Genomic DNA, 17,276 nt, shown 5'->3' with positions numbered 1-17,276 from the left:
TTTTCAGGCCTTCAACGTGAGCGCCAGACGGCGCCTGCGGATTCATTCGGCTGCGTCAGGCGCTCGATAACCTCGCGCGTCAAACTGGCCGAGCTGACCTGTTCTGCTTTCGCGCGGGCGGCGGTCAGGGAACTGGAAAACGCGCTTTGCGGCTGCTCCAGGCTGGCGCGCAAGGCGGCCAGTTCACGCTCTTGCTGCTGCGCGCGCGCCGTTTCCAGGTCCAGCAATTGTTGCTTGGCGATGGCCATCGCGCGTGTCGTCTCGGCCGCCTTGCGCTGCAGGGCGGCATGGGCCTGGGCACTGGCCAGCAAGGCTTGCTGCGCGGCGAGCTTCTCGCTGGCCGCCTGCTGCGCGGCCAGTTCCAGCTGCTCGCGCTGGCGCATGGCTTCCAGCGCCTGCTGCTCCAAGGCGGCGCGCGCTTCGGCGACCGCCGTCGCCTGCTTTTCCGCTTCCAGGCGGCCGGCAATGGCTTGCGAGGCGCGCTCTTCGGCGCTGCTGGTCTGGCGCTGCTGCACCAGCTTCTGCGCGATCAGGGCCAGCGACTCGCGCTCGGCCGCGACGAAATCGCGCTCGGACGCCAGCAGCGCATCGGCCGCTTGCGCCTTGTCTTCTTCCACGCGGGCGCGCTCGGCATGCACTTGTCCCAGTTCCACGGCCAGGCGCGCCTGCGCCTGCACGGCTTGCGCGGCAGCGGCTTTCTGTTCGCCTTCGACCAGGGCCTGATCCATCAAAATACGGATGGCGTCCGCTTCTTTTTGCGCCGCTTCCGTCAAGGCCAGTTCGGCCGCCTGCTGGCCGCGCAGCAGTTCCGCTTGCGCGCCTTCGGCGGCGATGCGTTCCTGCGCCGCGTTGAACGCCAGCGCTTCCGCTTCCAGTTTTTCTTTCAAGGCGGCGATGGCGGCTTGTTCGGCGGCCAGGCGCTCCTGCTCCGCCTGCAGCAGCTGCTCTGCCTGCTGCGCTTTTTCCTGTGCCAGTTGCGACGCCTGTTCCTGCGCGGCCAATGTCGCCCGGCCGGCATCGACCTCGGCCTGCTCGGCTTCGTTCTGGCTGGCGGCCAGTTCCGCGGTCTGGCGCGCCAGTTCGGCCCGTTCGTGCGCCAGGCTGGCGGCGCGCTGCTGCTCTTCCAGTTCGCGGGCTGCCGCCACGGCGGCGGCCTGCTCGGCCGCTTCGCGTGCCTTGGTTTCTTCGAGGGCCGCCGTTTCCGCTTCCAGCTTGGCGTGGCCGGCGATTTCCGCATCCTGTTCGGCGGCGACGCGGGCCAGCGCCACGGCGCGCAGCTGGCGGTCTACCTCGATGCGCGCTTCGGTGGCGGCCAGGATGCGCACGTCCGCATCACGTCGCGCCTGCGCGCTGGCCACGGCGACCATTTCCAGGCGCTCGCGGTGGATGGCCGCGTCGCGCAATTCCTTTTCCGTCTGCAGGCGCAAACGCAGCGATTGCGCCGCATGGCGTTCCGATTCCGCCTGCGCCAGGGCGATGGCTTCGCGTTCCTGTTCCAGGTGCGCCAGCGCGCGCGCTTCTTCCAGGGCGCGCACTTCGGCGGCGGCCCGATTGAAGGCCGATTCCAGCGCGATCTGGTCGGCGCGCTCGCGCTGCACCGTCAAGTCCAGCGCTTCGCTTTCCGCTTCGGCCAGCATCTGCGCCGTCTGGCGCGCACCGTGCGCATGGCGCTCGCGTTCACGCGCCAGCACGGCGACTCTTGCATCGGCCGAGGCGATGCCCACCATTTCTTCCTTGGCTGCCTGTACGGCAGCGACGCGCTCGACGGCCTGCAGGCGCGCCTGCTCCGTCTGCACCTGCAATTCTTCGGCGGCGCGGGCGGCCTGTTCGGCCAGTTCCGACTGCACGGCCACCTGCTCGCTGGCGCGCAAGCGGCTTTCCTGTTCCGCGCGCGAACGCTGTTCGGCGGCCAGGCGGATTTCATTGTCCGACTCCACGCGGGCGCGCAGTTCCGCCGTCTCCTGCTTGACGGCTTCCAGGCGGGCCACGCTGGCTTGCGCGGCAGCGCGCATGGTGTCGAGACGTTCGCGGTTGGCGGCAATCGCTTCTTCGGCTGCCTGTGCATTTTGCTGTGCGGCGGCGGCGGCGGCGGCGTCGATGGCGGCGCGGTCCTCGGCCAGCGAGCGCACGCGCGCCTCGGCCAGCGCGCGGCTTTCGGCGGCGCAGGTGGCCTTCGCTTCCGCTTCCACGCGGGCAATCGCCTCGTGGATGGCTTTCAATTCCATTTTCTGGCGTTCGGCGGCCGGTGCCTTGCCATCAACGTCGGCTGCCGGCTCGGCTTGCGGCTCGGGCATCGCGGCGACGGGAGCGGCAGGGGCAGGCGCTGGCGCATCGGCCTTGCGCTCCAGGTCCTTGAAATCATGCAGCGAGACCATGCTGTCCTGGTCGAACTCGTCGTCGGCGGAATACGCGACGGTGAGGGAGGCGGCCTGGCGCTGATTTTGCTGTGCTTGCATGATTTCTCGCTTATTCGGGTGAATTCCGTTGCTTATGGGAATTTATTAGCACCATTATCGAACAGGCATGCGCAAATCAGCGCGGCAAGAAGAGGGGCGTTTACCGCCCTTTTCCCGCGTTTAGGTCAAACAGGCCACAATGGCGCCTCATCCATCAGGGCAACCTGCTCCCTGAGTTCCAGGATGCGGTCCTGCCAGTAGCGCTGCGTGTTAAACCACGGGAAGGCGACGGGGAAGGCGGGATCGTCCCAGCGGCGCGCCAGCCAGGCCGAATAATGGATCAGGCGCAGGGTGCGCAGCGCTTCGACCAGGTACAGCTGGCGCGGGTCGAAGTCGCAAAAGTCTTCATAGCCGGCCAGGATGTCGCTCATCTGGCGCACCATGTCGCCCCGTTCGCCCGACAGCATCATCCACAGGTCCTGGATGGCAGGTCCCATGCGGCTATCGTCGAAATCGACGAAATGGGGGCCGGCATCCGTCCACAGCACGTTGCCGCCATGGCAGTCGCCATGCGTGCGCAGCATGGCCACGTCGCCCGCGCGGTCATAGCAGCGCTTGACGCCGTCGAGCGCCTGCTGCGCCACGCTGGAATAGGCGGCCAGCAGTTCGGGCGGCAGGAAATTGCCCTCCAGCAGGAACTCGCGCGGCTCGATGCCGAACGTCTGGTGGTCGAGCGCCGGACGCTCCTTGTACGTGGACAGCGCGCCGACGGCGTGGATGCGGCCGATGAAGCGCCCTATCCATTCCAGCGTCGCCGGGTCGTCCAGCTCGGGCGCGCGGCCGCCGTGGCGGGGGAAGACGGCAAAGCGGAAGCCCTGGTACTGGTGCAGGGTGCTGCCATGGATTTCCAGCGCCGGCACCACCTGGATTTCGCGCTCGACCAGCTCGGACACGAACGCGTGCTCTTCCAGGATGGCCGTATCGCTCCAACGCTCGGGACGGTAGAACTTGGCCACCAGGGGCGCGCTGTCTTCGATGCCCACCTGGTAGACGCGGTTTTCATAGCTGTTCAGGGCCAGCAGACGGCCATCGCCGCGCAGCCCCACACTGTCGAAGGCGTCGAGCACGCAATCGGGGCTCAGGGCGGAAAAGGGATGGACGGGCCGGTCGTCCTCGTGCGGCTGGTTTTCATTGTGCATAAGCGACATTGTAAGGCGCGCGCGAGCCGCCGGTGCAAACACTTAGGTGAGGAAGCGCCGCTAGGCGTATACTGTCTGCTTACATTCAATAAAGAGCAAGCCATGCAACTCGAACAGCCATTATCAGAAAAAGAATTCGACGAATTAGACCAATTCCTGTTGTCGGAGCGCTGCTCCGAAGACGCGATGACCATGGATATGCTGCACGGCTATCTGACGGCCGTCGCCATCGGCCCGGAACCGATCATGCCGGCCGAGTGGTTGCCGCGCGTATGGGGCGAAGATGCCGAAGATGCGCCGAAATTCAAGAACAGCAAGGAAGAAGAGCGCATCGTCAACCTGATCATGCGCTTCATGAACGAAGTGCTGGTGACGTTTGAAGTGGCGCCGAAGGAATTCGAAGCCCTGTTCGTCGAACACGACTACGAAGGCCAGACCCTGATCGACGCCGAAGCCTGGTGCTGGGGCTTCTGGGACGGCATGGAGCTGCGTCCTGGCTCGTGGAACGAAATCTGGGATTCCGAAGTGGCCGAGCTGATGCAGCCGATCTACCTGCTGGGCGCCGACGAAATCAAGGAAGAAGAGCTGAAACTGGTGGAAGACCCGGTCAAGGCGCACAAGCTGGCGCAGGAACTGGAAGCGAACCTGCCGGCCATCCACCGTTTCTGGGTCCCGCGCCGCAAGGCTCCCGTGCAGACCATGAAGCGCGAAGAGCCGAAAGTGGGCCGCAACGACGACTGCCCTTGCGGCAGCGGCAAGAAGTTCAAGAAATGCTGCGGCGCCGAACCGGCAGCCGAGTAATCCCGCAGTAGCATCACTGTCTGCGCCGGCGTCCTGCCGGCGCAGCGCTGGCGCTGGCCCCCGGGCTATAATCGCCGCATGAAACTCCCTGACCTGAACCTGCTCGTCGCCCTCGACATCCTGCTCGAGGAAGGCAGCGCCGTGGCCGCCGCGCGGCGCATGAATTTGAGCGCGCCGGCCATGAGCCGCACCCTGGCGCGCATCCGCGACGCCATCGGCGACCCCGTCTTCGTGCGCTCCGGGCGCGGTCTGGCGCCCACACCGCGCGCGCTGGAATTGCGCGAGCAGGTGCGCGGCGTGGTGGAACAGGCGCACGCCATCTTCACGTCGGGCCGCGAAGTGGACTTGCGCACGCTGGAACGCACGTTCAGCCTGTGCGCCAACGACGTGTTTGTCGGTTCCTACGGCGGCAAGCTGCGCGACCTGCTGGCCCGCCATGCGCCGCACACGGTGCTGCGCTTCGTGCCAGAGGGCGATGGCGCCACGGAAAACGACGCCCTGCACGCTGGCCGCATCGACCTGTACATCAGCGCGCGGCGCGCCTTCGCGCCCGACATCAAGCTGCAGCAGCTGTTTACCACCGGCTTTGTCGGCATCGCCCGCAGCGACCACCCGATCTTCGACGGCCCCATCAACCTCGACAGCTTTACCGAATACGAACATATCAGCGTCTCGCGGCGCGGCCTGGCGCGCGGTCCCTTCGACACCATCCTGGCCGAGCGGGGCTACACGCGCCGGGTCTCGCTGATCAGCCCCAACTTCCAGTCCGCCATCTTCGCCGTGGCCGATTCGCGCCTGCTGCTGCCGCTGATGCCCACGCCCCTGCTGGCCATCGTCGAGCGCCTGGGCTTGAAGCTGCGCACCTTCCAGCTGCCCATCCCCGTCGACAGCGTGGAAGTCTTCCAGGCCTGGCACCCGCGCCTCGACCACGACCATGCGCACCGCTGGCTGCGCCGCATGATCAAGGAGCTGTGCGACGGCACGCCACCCGACGCTTAGGGTCTGAGCCCACAATCATTGCGTCAGACGCAATTCAGAATTCATTAATTATCAATTTTCACAAGATTGACGGCTACCTATACTGCGTGGACTGATCCTCATCCACGGAGTTCCCTGTGTCTGCTGTACCCCTTCCTGGCGCCGCCCCTGTGGCCGCGCCGCCCGCGCCTCCCATCTTCGGACTGCGCCTGGCCACGGGCCTGGCTGGCGTGCTGCTGGCCGTGCTGGTATCCGGCCTGAATGAAAACATCACCAAGGTCGCGCTGGCCGACATCCGCGGCGCCATGGGCATCGCGCGCGACGACGCCAGCTGGCTCGTCGCCCTGTATGCGGCCGCCTCGGTCTCGGCCATGGCGTTCGCGCCGTGGTGCTCCGTCACCTTTTCGCTGCGCCGGCTGACGGCCACCGCCATCATCGTCTGCATGGCCGCCGGCGTGCTGTGCCCATTCGCGCCGAACCTGTCCGTGCTGATGGTCCTGCGCGTGGTGCAGGGCGCGGCCGGCGGCGCCCTGCCGCCCATGCTGATGACGGTGGCGCTGCGCTTCCTGCCGCCGAACATCAAGCTGTATGGCCTGGGCGGCTATGCGCTGAGCGCTACCTTCGGTCCCAGCCTGGGCACGCCGCTGGCCGCCTTCTGGACCGAGTACCTGGGCTGGCAATGGGCCTTCTGGCAAGTCGTCCCGGGCAGCATCGTCGCCCTGCTGATGGTGTCCTGGGGCTTGCCGCAAGACCCGCTGCGCCTGGAGCGCTTGCGCCAGTTCGACTGGCGCGGCCTGCTGCTTGGCCTGCCCGCCATCAGCATGCTGGTGGTGGGATTGCTGCAGGGTGAACGCCTGGCGTGGTTCGCCTCGCCGCTGATCTGCGTGCTGCTGGGCGGCGGTCTGTTGCTGCTGGTGCTGTTCTTCATCAACGAGTGGTCGCACCCGCTGCCGTTCTTCAAGCTGCAGCTGCTGTCGCGGCGCAATCTCAGCCATGCCCTGCTGACCCTGGGCGGCGTGCTGTTCGTGCTGCTGGCCGTGATCCTGATTCCCTCGTCCTACCTGGCGCAGGTGCACGCTTACCGCCCGCTGCAAACGGCGCCCGTGATGCTGATGGTGGCGCTGCCGCAGTTGATCGCCCTGCCGCTGGTGGCCGCCCTGTGCAACATCCGCGCCGTCGACTGCCGCTGGGTGCTGGCTATCGGCCTGGCCCTGCTGGCCCTGTCCTGCGTGCTGGGCGCGCGCATGTCGCCGGACTGGATACGCACGCATTTCTACCTTCTGCAAGCGGTGCAGATCTTCGCGCAACCGATGGCCGTGATTCCCTTGCTGCTGCTGGCCACCACGGGCCTGGCGCCGCAGGATGGCCCGTTCGCCTCGGCCTGGTTCAACACCATCAAGGGCATGTCGGCCGTCGTCGCCACCGGCGTGCTCGATGCGCTGATCACGCGCCGCAACCATTTTCATTCGACGGTGCTCAGCGAACGCCTGGGCAACCTGCCGGCCGGCGTGGACATGGCGGGAATTGCGCAGCGCATGCATGCGCAAGTCGTCACCCTGACCTCGTCCGACCTGTACCTCACCGTGGCCGCCATCGCGCTGGCCATGATTGTGATCATTCCCATCCTGCCGACGCGCGTATTCCCTCCGCGCGCCGCCTGATTTCTATTTTTACGAAAGAGCTTCACCATGCAAACACCCATACTGCGCTCGCGCGCATTTCTTCTCGGCCTGGCCCTGCTGGCCTGCGCCCTCGCCTTTTGTGCCTGGCAACTGCTGTTCGCCCGTGGCGACGAACAAGCCACCGACGACGCCTTTGTCAGCGCCGACTACACCGTGCTTTCCCCCAAGGTGGGCGGCATCGTGCGGGAAGTGCTGGTGGAAGACAACCAGACTGTCAAGGCGGGTCAGCTGCTGGCGCGCATCGACGACCGCGACTACCAGGCCGCCGCCGCCTCGGCCCGTGCCGAGGTAGCCGGCGCCGAAGCGCAACTGGCGAATGCCCGCGCCACCTTGCAGCGCCAGCAATCGGTGATCGAACAAGCCAGCACCCTGGTCGACGCCAACCAGGCGGAAGACAAACTGGCGCAGCAGGAACTGGCCCGCTCGCAGCACCTGGCTGGCCAGGGCGCGGGCAGCGTGCAGAACGCGCAGCAGGCGCAATCGCGCTTCGACGTGAGCCGCGCGCGCCTGGCGCAAAACCGCGCCGCCCTCGTCGCCACCCGCAAGCAGACGGAAATTTTGCAAGCGCAGCAAGGCGCGGCCGAAGCGGCCTTGCTGCGCGCCAGCGCCAGCCTGCAACGGGCCGAACTGGATCTGTCGCATACGCAGCTGCGCGCCCCCATAGACGGCATCGTCGGACGCCGCATCGTGCGCGTCGGCGCCCTGGTGGCTCCCGGTGCCAGCCTGATGGCCGTGGTGCCCCTGAACCGCAGCTTTGTCGTCGCCAACCTGCAGGAAACCCAGCTGACCCACGTGCGCCAGGGCCAGCGCGCCAGCATCGCCGTCGACGCCTATCCGGGCGTGCTCCTGCACGGCACGGTACACAGTATCGCGCCCGCCACGGGCGTGACCTTCGCCGCCATCGCGCCGGAAAACGCCACCGGCAACTTCACCAAGGTGGTACAGCGCATCCCCGTCAGGATCGCGCTCGATCCGGGCCAGGATGGCGACGCCCGCCTGCGCGTGGGCATGTCGGCCGAAGTGCGCATCGATACGGCCATGCGCCGTCAACATCTGCAACAGGTGAGCGCGCGATGAAAGCATGGATAATCTTCACGGCCCTGGGCCTGGCCGGCTGCGGCAGCGTCGGCAGCGATTTCCAGCGCCCGCACCATGATCTGGGACAGCAATGGCGTCAGGCGCGGGATGCCCGCTTCGCCGCACAGCAGGATGGCGCCATCGAGCAGCGCTGGTGGGACAGCTTTGGCGATACCACCCTGTCGTCACTGCTGCAGCGTGCCGCCGGCGCCAACCTCGACGTGCTGGCGGCCGCCAGCCGGCTGGAACAAAGCCGCGCCGCGCGCGGAGTCATCGGCGCCGCGCAAGGCCCGTCGCTGGGTGCGAATGGCGGCTACAGCCGCGCGCGCAACAGCGAACAGGGCTTGAGCGACCCGTCGCGCAACAATGGCCAGTCCGCCTACAACCTGTGGCAAAGCAACCTTGACGCAGCCTGGGAACTGGACCTGTGGGGCCGCGTGCGGCGCGAAGTGGAAGCGGCCGATGCGCGCGTCGACGTGGCAGTGGAAACGCAGCGCGGCGTGCTGCTGGCCGTGCTGGCCGAAACGGCGCGCGACTACATCGAGCTGCGCGGCGCGCAGCAGACGGTGGCCATCACGCAGCAGCTGCTCGATATCGCCCGCCATACCTTGAACCTGACCCGCATCCGCCTGCGCGAAGGCGCGGCGACGCAGCTCGACGAGGCCGAGGCGGCGGCCCATGTCGCCACCATCGAAGCGCGCCTTCCGCCGCTGCAGCAGCGCGAAGCGCGCCTGGGCAATGCCCTCGCCCTCCTGCTGGCGCTGCCGCCGCAAGGCTTGCGGGCGGAACTGGCGGCGGGCAAGGACATTCCCGCCATGACCATGCAGGTGCAGCTGGGCGTGCCGAGCAGCCTGGCCGAACGGCGGCCCGACATCCGCCGCGCCGAAGCGCAGCTGCACGCGGCCACGGCCGCCATCGGCGTGGCGCAGGGCGATTTTTATCCGCGCATTACGCTCTCGGGCAGCGTCGGCCTGCAAGCGATGCAGCTGTCCGACATCGGCTGGGACGCCAGGCGCTTTGCCTTCGGCCCCGGCTTCAGCGTGCCCCTGTTCGATGGCGGCCGCCTGCGCGGCAACCTGCAATTGCGCGAGGCGCAGCAGCAGGAAGCGGCCATCGCCTACCGCCAGACGGTGCTGGCCGCCTGGCACGAGGTGGAGGATGCGCTATCTGGCTACCAGGCCAACGCCCGCCGCCAGGCCAGCCTCGATGAAGCCGTCAAGCAGGGACGGCGGGCGCTGGGCAGCGCGGAACTGCAGTACCGCCAGGGCGGCACGGACCTGATCAACGTGCTGCATGTGCAAAACACCTTATTGAACAACGAAGCGGCGCTGGTCGACAGCCGTGCCACCGCGTCGCTGTCGCTGGTCCAGGTCTACAAGGCGCTGGGCGGCGGCTGGCAAGCATTTTCAACCACCTCGCAAGGAAGCACGCCATGAAACCGAATCCCGCACATTTCTCCATCCACGACGTCAGCGACTTTCCCGTCGTGCGCTTTCGCCCTGAAACGGCCGTTACCGGCTATGCCCCGCTGTGGGAAAACGACATGGACGCCCTGCTGCGCCATGGCGAACCGTTCGTCATGCTGTTCGAAGAAGAACGCAGCGATGAAGCGCACATCGACCGCAAGCGGCGCGGCCTTTGGCTCAAGCACAACAAGGTAGCGCTGGCCGCCATTTGCCGGGGCCTGGTATCGGTCGAGGCGGACGCGGAACAGCGCGCGCGCCTGCAGGCGATGGCGGCCGGCGCCATGAAAGCCTTCGGTATCCTGCAGGAGGTGGCGGCCACGCGCGAACAGGCCGAGGCCCTGATGGTATGGCTGCTGGGCAGCGGCCAGATGGCGCGGCCGCGCACGGCGGACGTGTGGTGAGTGAATGGGTCAGGCGACCCTGCGGACGGCGCTTCTGGCAGGGATGACGCACACGTCGCCATCGCTGCTGGTCGCCGTCGTCAGGGCGATGCCGTACAGCGCGGCCAGGGCCGGCACGGCGCCGGCATCGCTGGCGATATCGGCCACCAGCTGGCCCGAACGCACCAGCAGCAATCGCTCGAAGCCCAGCAAGGCGTGATTGATGTCGTGCAGGATGGCGATGACGGCGTGGCCGCGCGCGGCGCAAAACTGCTGCAGGCTATCGAGCAAATCGAACTGCAGGCCCGGATCAAGCGCCGCCAGCGGTTCGTCGACGAGTATCAAGCCATCCCGTACGTCCCACATCTGCGCGAAGATGCGCGCCAGCTGCACCCTGGCCTGCTCGCCGCCGGACAGGGTATCCAGGCGGCGGCCCAGCAAATGCCCGGCGTGCGCCAGGGTAGCCGCGTCCTGCACGATCCGCCCCAGCTGCGGGTCGACCAGGCGCGCCACCCGTCCCAGGCCGATCACCAGCTCGCACTGCAGTCCGAAGGCCACGTTCGAGCCCTGCGGCAGGACGGCGCGGCGCCGCGCCAGGTCGGCCAGCGGCCACTGCGCCAGCGGTCGGCCCGCGAACGCCACCTGGCCCGCCTGCGGGTGCAGTTCGCGCGCCATCAATTTGAGCAGGGTCGACTTGCCCGCGCCGCTGGGGCCCAGGATGGTGACGCGCTCGCCGGCCGCGATCCGCAGATTGAACGGGCCGAAATACTGCTGGCCCAGTTGCGTGGTGGCGAAGGAGAGTTCCAGCAGGGGCATCATGTTCACCTCTAGGCTGTGCCGTGGCGGAAGCGCCGCAACAGCATCAGGAAAAATGGCCCACCCAGCAAGGCCGTGAAAATGCCGACGGGGACTTCCGCGGGAATGGCGACCGTGCGCGCCAGCGTGTCGGCCAACAGCAGCAGCAAGCCCCCCATCAGCATCGCCAGAGGAAGTACCTTGCGCTGGTCGGCGCCCAGCCAGGTGCGCACCAGGTGCGGCGCGATCAGGCCGATGAAGCCGATGCCGCCGCACCAGGCGACGGCAAAGCCCGTCAGCACGGCCACCAGCACGATGACCTGCGTGCGCAGCCGGCCCACATCGATACCCACGTGCAGCGCCTGCGCCTCGCCCAGCGCCAGCGCATTCAATGAGCGCATCAGGAAGCGCGTGGCCCACAGCGCGCCGGCCAGCACAATCAGCAAAGCCGCCACCTGGCGCCAGCTGCCGGCCGACAGCGAACCGAGGGTCCAGAAAGTCAGGGTGCGCAACTGGTCGTCGCTGGCCAGGTAGATGCACAAGCCCATGACGGCCACCGTGATGGCGTTCAGCGCCACGCCCGTCAGCAGCAAGCCGACGATGGAGCCGGGGGTGGCCCAGCGCGCAACCCTGTCAAGCAGCACGCAGATCAGCATGGCGCCGGCGAACGCGGCGGCCGGCAGCAGCCACACGCGCAGCTCGGGCGCCACGTGCAGGCAGGCCGCGAAGACGATGGTGGCCGCGCCCGCGCAGGCGGCGCCGCTGCTCACGCCCAGCAGTCCCGGATCGGCCAGCGGATTGCGGAACAGCCCTTGCGTCAGGCCGCCGGCCAGCGCCAGCGCGGCGCCGATCAGGATGGCAAACAGGGCGCGCGGCAAACGGATATGCCATAGCACATACGCGCCGCCGGACAGCGTCTCCTCGCCAGATTGAAACGGTGCCAGCCAATCGGCCAAGGTCACCGGCACGGCGCCCGCCTGCACGGCGATGACCAAGCCGGCAAACAGCGCCACGGCCAACAGCCCGCCAGCGCCCCAGCGCGGCCAGCGCCACGGGGCGACAGACGCCAGGGAAGCCACGTTCATGCCGTCATGGCTTTGGCGAAGGCGGCGTCGAGTTCGCCCAGCGCCTGCGGCATGCGCGGGCCAAAGCCCAGCAGCAGCATGGCTTCCAGCGACACGATGCGGTGCTTGCGCCCGGCCGGCGTCTGCGCCAGGCCTGGCAGTTTCAAGATGCCGTCCACGCCGCCCGAGGCCTTCAGCCCCTGGTCCGTGACGAGCACGATGTCGGGCCGCGCGGCGATCACGGCTTCCGGCGTGAGCGGCTTGTAGCCGGCAAAACCGGCCGGTCCCCCCATCACGTTGACGGCGCCCGCATACGCGAGCATGGCGTCGGCGCCCGTCTCGCGCCCGCCCACCATCACCTGGTTGGGCGCATGGGCGAGGATGAACAGCACGCGCACAGGCGCGTGGCTGCGCAGGCGCACCTTGCCCAGGGCGCCGTCCCACTGCTGCTGCAAGGCTTGCGCCAGGCGCGCGGCGGGGTCGGCACGTCCCGTGATCTGGCCCACCTGTTTCACCCGTTCGAGCAAGCCTTCGAATCTGTTATTCGCGTTCAGCACCGCCACCGGCACGCCTGCGTCGCGCACCTGGCGCAGCACCGTTTGCGGTCCCGCTTCCTCGGTGGCGATCAGCTGCGTGGGCGCCAGCGACAGCACGCCCTCGGCCGACAATGTGCGCGCATAGCCCACCTGCGGCAGCTGTTGCGCCACGGCCGGATACAGCGAGGTGGTATCGACGCCCACCAGTTCTCCCTGCGCCTCGAGCGCATAGACGATTTCCGTCAAGGCGCCGCCCACGCTGACGATGCGCCGCGCCTTGACTATCGGCTTGGCCGCGTCGCTGACGGCGGCCAGCACCTGCATCGGCGCGGCCAGCGCCAGCGCTCCCGCCCCCATTTTTTTCAGCGCGATGCGGCGCGCCACGCTGGCGGCGATCATGCGGCGCATAGTTCGCCCTCCTGCAGCACGCGCTCGACGACATTGCGCCATTCGCACAATTCGTGCACGCCCGGCTTGCGTTCGCCAAAGAACATGACGATGGTGTCGCCCTTGGCGTCGAACAGCTCCACCGATGTCACCAGGCCATCGACGGTCGGCTTTTTCACCACCCAGGCGCTGGCGATATGGTCTTCGCGCAAATGCAGGTTGAAGCGCGTGTCGAGAACATTGATCCACGGCCCCATCACGGCGATCTTGTGCACGGGCCCCGAATGGATCTGGATCATGCCGGCATTGCCGACGAAGGCCATGATGGCCACCTTTTCGAGGGCGGCATTATTGAGCAGGTCGAGCACGCAGGATTTGTCGAGCTGCTGCACGAAACGCGCCTCGGCCAGGCGCAGGCCTTGCAGGCGCGAGACCGAATATTTTTTCAGCACGGTGAAAAATTCATGCGTATCGCGCAAGTCGGCCCAGGCGGCGCGAAAGCCGGCCACGTCGATCTGCGCGTCGGGCAGTTCCGCCGGCGGCGGCGCCGGCGCCGTCACGGCAATGCCGGCCGCCTGATCCGCATCGGCGAAGCGCGCCACCAGCGCGTCATAGGCGGCCAGGTCGCTTTGCGGCTTGAGGAAAATCTTGTGCACGGCATGGCCGGCCGCATCGAAAAATTGCAGGCTGCGCTGCACTTCCTTTTCGCCCATCTCGCGAACGGCAAAACCATGCGCCCACTGGCGGTAAAACACGCGCAGGTCGATATCGCCACCGAGCACCAGGCCCACGTGATTGTTGTGGCTGGCTTTTCGATACACACCCGTCTTTTCATGCACGCACGAGGCGTTGCGCGTCAGCGCCATGACTTCGCCCAGCGGTTCCAGGGCGGCGATGATGGCGGGCCAGTCGGCCTGCAGGCGCTCGGCGCCCAGCAAGGCGCCATCGGCCAGCGACAGGCCGGCGTGCGCGGCGATCAGCTCGCCTTCGGAAATGGCCAGTTCCTCGGCGATATCGCGGTGGCGGGCTTTCTTTTCGCGACGCAGGCGGGCAAATTCGCCGGCGACCAGCTCGGTATTGCAAATAGGGGGCATGCTCGTCACGGTGTCTCCTTTCAAGGCGAACACTGGCTGGCATGGGCTGGCTGGTGGTGGGGGAATCTTGAAATCAATTATAAATGAGAATCATTCGCAATCAAGTGTTATTTGTGCGCGACCAAAAAAAAGCGCCGCGGCAGGAAACCCGTCGCGGCGCAAAGGAGACCGATCGGTATTGCCGATCAGTTCAGGAAAAAAGTTCAGGCGCTGGCTTGCACGCCAGGCATGGAGACCGGCTTGGCACTGGGCCGCTGTGCCAGCAAGACCACGGCGGCCAGCACCATGGCACCGCCCAGCAATTGCGTGCCGCTGACGGATTCCTTCAGCAAGGTCACGCCGAACGCCATCGTGATGACGGGTTCAAACGTGGAAATGATGGATGCCTTGGCCGCGCCGATCTGCGCCACGCCGGCAAAGAAGGCGGCAATCGCGATGGCCGTCGAGAACAGGGCGATGGCACTGACGGCCAGCCAACCCGTCGCCGTGCCCGGCAAGGACACGCCTTGCCACAAAGCAATCGCGCTATTCGACAGGCCGGCCGTGCCCAGGATCACCACACAGGCGGCCAATGGATGAATATTCTCGCGGCTTTTCGACAGGCTGTTGCCAAACAGGATGTACACGGCGTACACGCCGGCGGCCATCAATGCCAGCGCGATGCCGATGGGCTGGCCCTGCAGTTTGCCACCCAGGGTGATGGCCATGCCGGCAATGGCCAGCGCCATCAGCACCAGCATGCGCCGGTCCAGCTTTTCCCAGCCCAGCGCCAGCGCGAGGATGGTGACCAGCATGGGATACACGTACAGCAGCATGCCGCACAGGCCGCTGCTGGCATACATGAGCGCATTGAAATAGCCTTGCGACTGGGCCGTGTACATCAGGCCCATCAGCATGTAGCCGGCCAGCAGGCGGCCGCGCGGCAAGCGCCAGCCACCGAGCCACACGAGCGGCAGCAACAGCATGGCGGCGATGACGAAACGCAAGGCCAGCATGGTCGACGGGTTGACCCCGGACGCATATGCCGCCTTGGCAAACACTGCGGAACTGCCGAATCCGGCGGCCGACAGCAACACCAGCGCAACAGCGCGGCGATCAGACATGACTAACCTCTTTGAGTACACCTGGGCAAACCTGCTGCGCATCGCGACGGTTTTCCCTGGCGTTGTAAATATAAATGCCAAGCAAGGCTGGTAGATGATTCATGCGTGAATCCTATTGCGGGTCACCTCACGCAGTGACGGCATCATATTCGCTTGCGCAAAATGAAACAAACCAATATTCTTCACGGATAGGCCAAATAATACTGAGGCTCAATTCTCTTGAGAATGCCATGTCACGTCCCCTGCCCCCACTTGCCGCCCTGCACGCCTTCGAGGCGGCCGCCCGCCACGAAGGCTTCCAGCGCGCGGGCGAAGAATTGCACGTCTCGGCCGGCGCCATCGGCCATCATGTGAAACAGCTGGAAGCGTGGCTGGGCATCGTGCTGTTCCAGCGCCTGCCGCGCGGCGTGGTGCTCACCAGCGCCGGCCAGCGCTATGCGGCCTCGCTGGGGCCGATACTCAACCAGCTGGCCGATGTATCCGAGCAGGCGCGGCGCCAGGGCGATGACAAGGTGGTGACGGTGACGGCCACCAGCTCGCTCGTCTCGCGCTGGCTGATGCCGCGCCTGGGACGCTTGCGCGACCGCTATCCGCAGATCGAACTGCGCGTGCTGGCCTCGATGCACCCGGTCGACCTGGCGCGCGATGGCGTGGACGTGGCCATCCGCCTGGGACCGGGCCGCTATCCGGGCCTGAAAGTGGATTTATTGATGGAAGAATGGTTTTCCGCCGTCTGCAGCCCCGATTTCCGCGCCAACGCGGCCAGCCTGCGCCAGCCCGCCGACCTGCTGCGCTACCCGCTGCTGCACGACGAGCCGGAAGTGCACCTGCCCGGCGAAATCGACTGGACGCGCTGGCTGCACAGCTGCGGCGTACATTACAGCGGCAATAGCGGCAACAGCGGCGCGCGCTTTTCGCACACGTATCTGTGCCTGGACGCGGCCGCCAGCGGCCAAGGCGTGGCCATCGCCGCCAGCCCCCTGATCGGCGACGATCTGCGCTCGGGCCGCCTGGTGCGCGTGTTCGAACACGCCGTGCGCGGCCCCCACTGCTATTATCTGCTGCGTTCGCCCCAGGCGGAAACGCGCCCCCTCGTGCACGCCTTCTGCGAATGGCTGATCGCCGAGGCGCGCGCCGACCAGGAAACCGTCTGGCCCACCGTGGAGACAGCATGACGAGCAGGGAACTGGCGCGCAGCGCCCAATATATTGTCCAGCATGAATATGAACACGCCAAGGTGACGGCGGCCGATGGCCGGCAAGCCAGCCTGGGCGAGTTCTATGGCGACCCGGCCGTGGGCTTGATCGATGTCCATGAGCAATGGTGCGCCGTGGCGGGCGAGGGATTGGTGCTGTGCCGGCTGGAGCAACCGTTCGGGCAGTGCGTGGCGTATTTTCGCGAACCTGGCGAGACAGTGTGGATCACGGACTTGCGGCAAACGGGACCGTTTGCGCTGGAGTGGCAGGGTGAGGATGGCGAATGGCACGGCCTGGTCTTCGCGGCCCCGGATGCGTCGGCTTACGCGCCAGGGCGCTAAGCCGACCTACGCCTTTGATACGATGTAACAGAACCTTCGCGACGCCTCACAAAACCGTAGCGAGCGGAAGGGAGAGGTGGCTAAGAAGCGCAACCGTACTCTGGTACGGTGAGCATCGCAGGCCGCCTATACCGACGCGCAGTAGGTTTTGTGAGGCGTTTTCAACTTACAATTTGATGAAGTGTTCGCGGTAGTACTTCAGCTCTTCGATCGACTCGAGGATATCGGCCAGCGCCGTGTGCTTCTGGTGCTTCTTGAAACCGGTGGCGATTTCCGGCTTCCAGCGCTTGCACAGCTCTTTCAGTGTCGACACGTCAACATTGCGATAGTGGAAGAATGCTTCCAGCTTCGGCATGCCGCGCACCATGAAGCGGCGGTCCTGGCCGATGGTGTTGCCGCACATGGGCGACTTGCCTGCCGGCACGTATTTCTTCAGGAAGGCGATCAATTCCGCTTCCGCCTGGGCTTCCGTTACGGTCGACGCCTTGACCTTGTCGATCAGGCCCGAGCGGCCGTGCGTGCCCTTGTTCCAGGCATCCATCTTGTTCAGGGTTTCATCCGACTGGTGAATCACGAACACGGGGCCTTCGGCCAGCAGGTTCAAGTGCATGTCCGTCACCACTACCGCCACCTCGATGATGCGGTCGGTATCGGGCTCCAGACCCGTCATTTCCATGTCGACCCAGACCAGGTTCATCTCATTTGGACGTGCGGGCACCGCGGGTGCGGGGGTGGATGCAGTTAAGTCGGTCGCTTGTGACATAATTCTCTCTTGGCCTAA

General features: G+C 66.4%; 16 protein-coding genes. 8 read left to right on the top strand and 8 right to left on the bottom strand.

Annotation, left to right across the window (positions count from 1 at the left end; all coding sequences use genetic code 11):
• Nucleotides 1–11: 11 nt before the first annotated feature.
• Both JAB1_RS00185 and JAB1_RS00180 read right to left on the bottom strand, forming a co-directional pair.
• Nucleotides 12–2,456, bottom strand: a complete 2,445-nt coding sequence (locus JAB1_RS00185; protein ID WP_070277980.1) for a hypothetical protein — start codon at nucleotides 2,454–2,456, stop codon at nucleotides 12–14.
• 125 nt (nucleotides 2,457–2,581) lie between these two features.
• On the bottom strand, nucleotides 2,582–3,595 hold the full coding sequence (locus JAB1_RS00180) for a serine/threonine protein kinase (RefSeq protein ID WP_070277978.1): 1,014 nt from the start codon (nucleotides 3,593–3,595) through the stop codon (nucleotides 2,582–2,584).
• Nucleotides 3,596–3,697: 102 nt separating this feature from the next.
• Here JAB1_RS00180 and JAB1_RS00175 point away from each other — a divergent pair, with 102 nt between their 5' ends.
• From JAB1_RS00175 to JAB1_RS00150, 6 genes are all read left to right on the top strand, one after another.
• On the top strand, nucleotides 3,698–4,396 hold the full coding sequence (locus tag JAB1_RS00175) for a UPF0149 family protein (RefSeq protein WP_034785080.1): 699 nt from the start codon (nucleotides 3,698–3,700) through the stop codon (nucleotides 4,394–4,396).
• A 78-nt stretch (nucleotides 4,397–4,474) separates the two neighbouring features.
• A complete protein-coding gene (locus JAB1_RS00170; protein WP_034785078.1) occupies nucleotides 4,475–5,395 on the top strand; it encodes a LysR family transcriptional regulator in 921 nt (306 codons plus the stop codon).
• Between the two features lie 116 nt (nucleotides 5,396–5,511).
• Nucleotides 5,512–7,035, top strand: a complete 1,524-nt coding sequence (locus tag JAB1_RS00165; protein ID WP_070277976.1) for an MFS transporter — start codon at nucleotides 5,512–5,514, stop codon at nucleotides 7,033–7,035.
• A 27-nt stretch (nucleotides 7,036–7,062) separates the two neighbouring features.
• Entirely contained in the window at nucleotides 7,063–8,133 is a 1,071-nt protein-coding gene (locus JAB1_RS00160) for an HlyD family secretion protein (RefSeq protein WP_034785075.1), read from the top strand.
• Nucleotides 8,130–9,569, top strand: coding sequence for an efflux transporter outer membrane subunit (locus JAB1_RS00155; protein WP_070277974.1), 1,440 nt, complete (start codon nucleotides 8,130–8,132; stop codon nucleotides 9,567–9,569). Before JAB1_RS00160 ends, JAB1_RS00155 begins: the two co-directional genes overlap by 4 nt.
• Complete coding sequence (locus JAB1_RS00150; protein WP_070277972.1) at nucleotides 9,566–10,000, top strand: hypothetical protein; 435 nt, start codon at nucleotides 9,566–9,568, stop codon at nucleotides 9,998–10,000. The genes JAB1_RS00155 and JAB1_RS00150 overlap by 4 nt, the downstream gene beginning before the upstream one ends.
• A 9-nt stretch (nucleotides 10,001–10,009) precedes the next feature.
• Here the strand turns inward: JAB1_RS00150 and JAB1_RS00145 are convergent, their stop codons facing one another.
• The 5 genes from JAB1_RS00145 to JAB1_RS00125 form a co-directional block, all read right to left on the bottom strand.
• Nucleotides 10,010–10,798, bottom strand: coding sequence for an ATP-binding cassette domain-containing protein (locus JAB1_RS00145; protein WP_070278083.1), 789 nt, complete (start codon nucleotides 10,796–10,798; stop codon nucleotides 10,010–10,012).
• Nucleotides 10,799–10,806: 8 nt separating this feature from the next.
• Nucleotides 10,807–11,859, bottom strand: a complete 1,053-nt coding sequence (locus JAB1_RS00140) for an iron ABC transporter permease (protein ID WP_070277970.1) — start codon at nucleotides 11,857–11,859, stop codon at nucleotides 10,807–10,809.
• Nucleotides 11,856–12,782 carry an ABC transporter substrate-binding protein gene (locus JAB1_RS00135; RefSeq protein WP_070277968.1) on the bottom strand — a complete coding sequence of 309 codons (927 nt, stop codon included), beginning with the start codon at nucleotides 12,780–12,782 and terminating at the stop codon, nucleotides 11,856–11,858. The genes JAB1_RS00140 and JAB1_RS00135 overlap by 4 nt, the downstream gene beginning before the upstream one ends.
• Complete coding sequence (locus JAB1_RS00130; protein ID WP_070277965.1) at nucleotides 12,770–13,855, bottom strand: ChuX/HutX family heme-like substrate-binding protein; 1,086 nt, start codon at nucleotides 13,853–13,855, stop codon at nucleotides 12,770–12,772. The genes JAB1_RS00135 and JAB1_RS00130 overlap by 13 nt, the downstream gene beginning before the upstream one ends.
• Nucleotides 13,856–14,058: 203 nt before the next feature.
• Nucleotides 14,059–14,958 carry a DMT family transporter gene (locus JAB1_RS00125; protein WP_070277963.1) on the bottom strand — a complete coding sequence of 300 codons (900 nt, stop codon included), beginning with the start codon at nucleotides 14,956–14,958 and terminating at the stop codon, nucleotides 14,059–14,061.
• 230 nt (nucleotides 14,959–15,188) lie between these two features.
• Here JAB1_RS00125 and gcvA point away from each other — a divergent pair, with 230 nt between their 5' ends.
• A complete protein-coding gene (gene gcvA, locus JAB1_RS00120) occupies nucleotides 15,189–16,133 on the top strand; it encodes a transcriptional regulator GcvA (RefSeq protein ID WP_034759349.1) in 945 nt (314 codons plus the stop codon).
• Nucleotides 16,130–16,495: a hypothetical protein gene (locus tag JAB1_RS00115; RefSeq protein ID WP_070277961.1), complete on the top strand. Its 366-nt coding sequence runs from the start codon at nucleotides 16,130–16,132 to the stop codon at nucleotides 16,493–16,495. The genes gcvA and JAB1_RS00115 overlap by 4 nt, the downstream gene beginning before the upstream one ends.
• A 166-nt stretch (nucleotides 16,496–16,661) precedes the next feature.
• On the opposite strand, the gene orn is transcribed toward JAB1_RS00115, so the two are convergent.
• Nucleotides 16,662–17,258, bottom strand: coding sequence for an oligoribonuclease (orn, locus tag JAB1_RS00110; protein WP_170846480.1), 597 nt, complete (start codon nucleotides 17,256–17,258; stop codon nucleotides 16,662–16,664).
• Between the last annotated feature and the right edge of the window lie 18 nt (nucleotides 17,259–17,276).

The sequence above is a fragment of the Janthinobacterium sp. MP5059B genome (assembly GCF_001758645.1).
In the GTDB taxonomy this organism is placed as follows: Bacteria; Pseudomonadota; Gammaproteobacteria; order Burkholderiales; family Burkholderiaceae_D; genus Janthinobacterium; species Janthinobacterium lividum.
The sequence above is the reverse complement of the archived record's forward strand: the minus strand, read 5'-3'. Positions and strand labels throughout refer to the sequence as shown.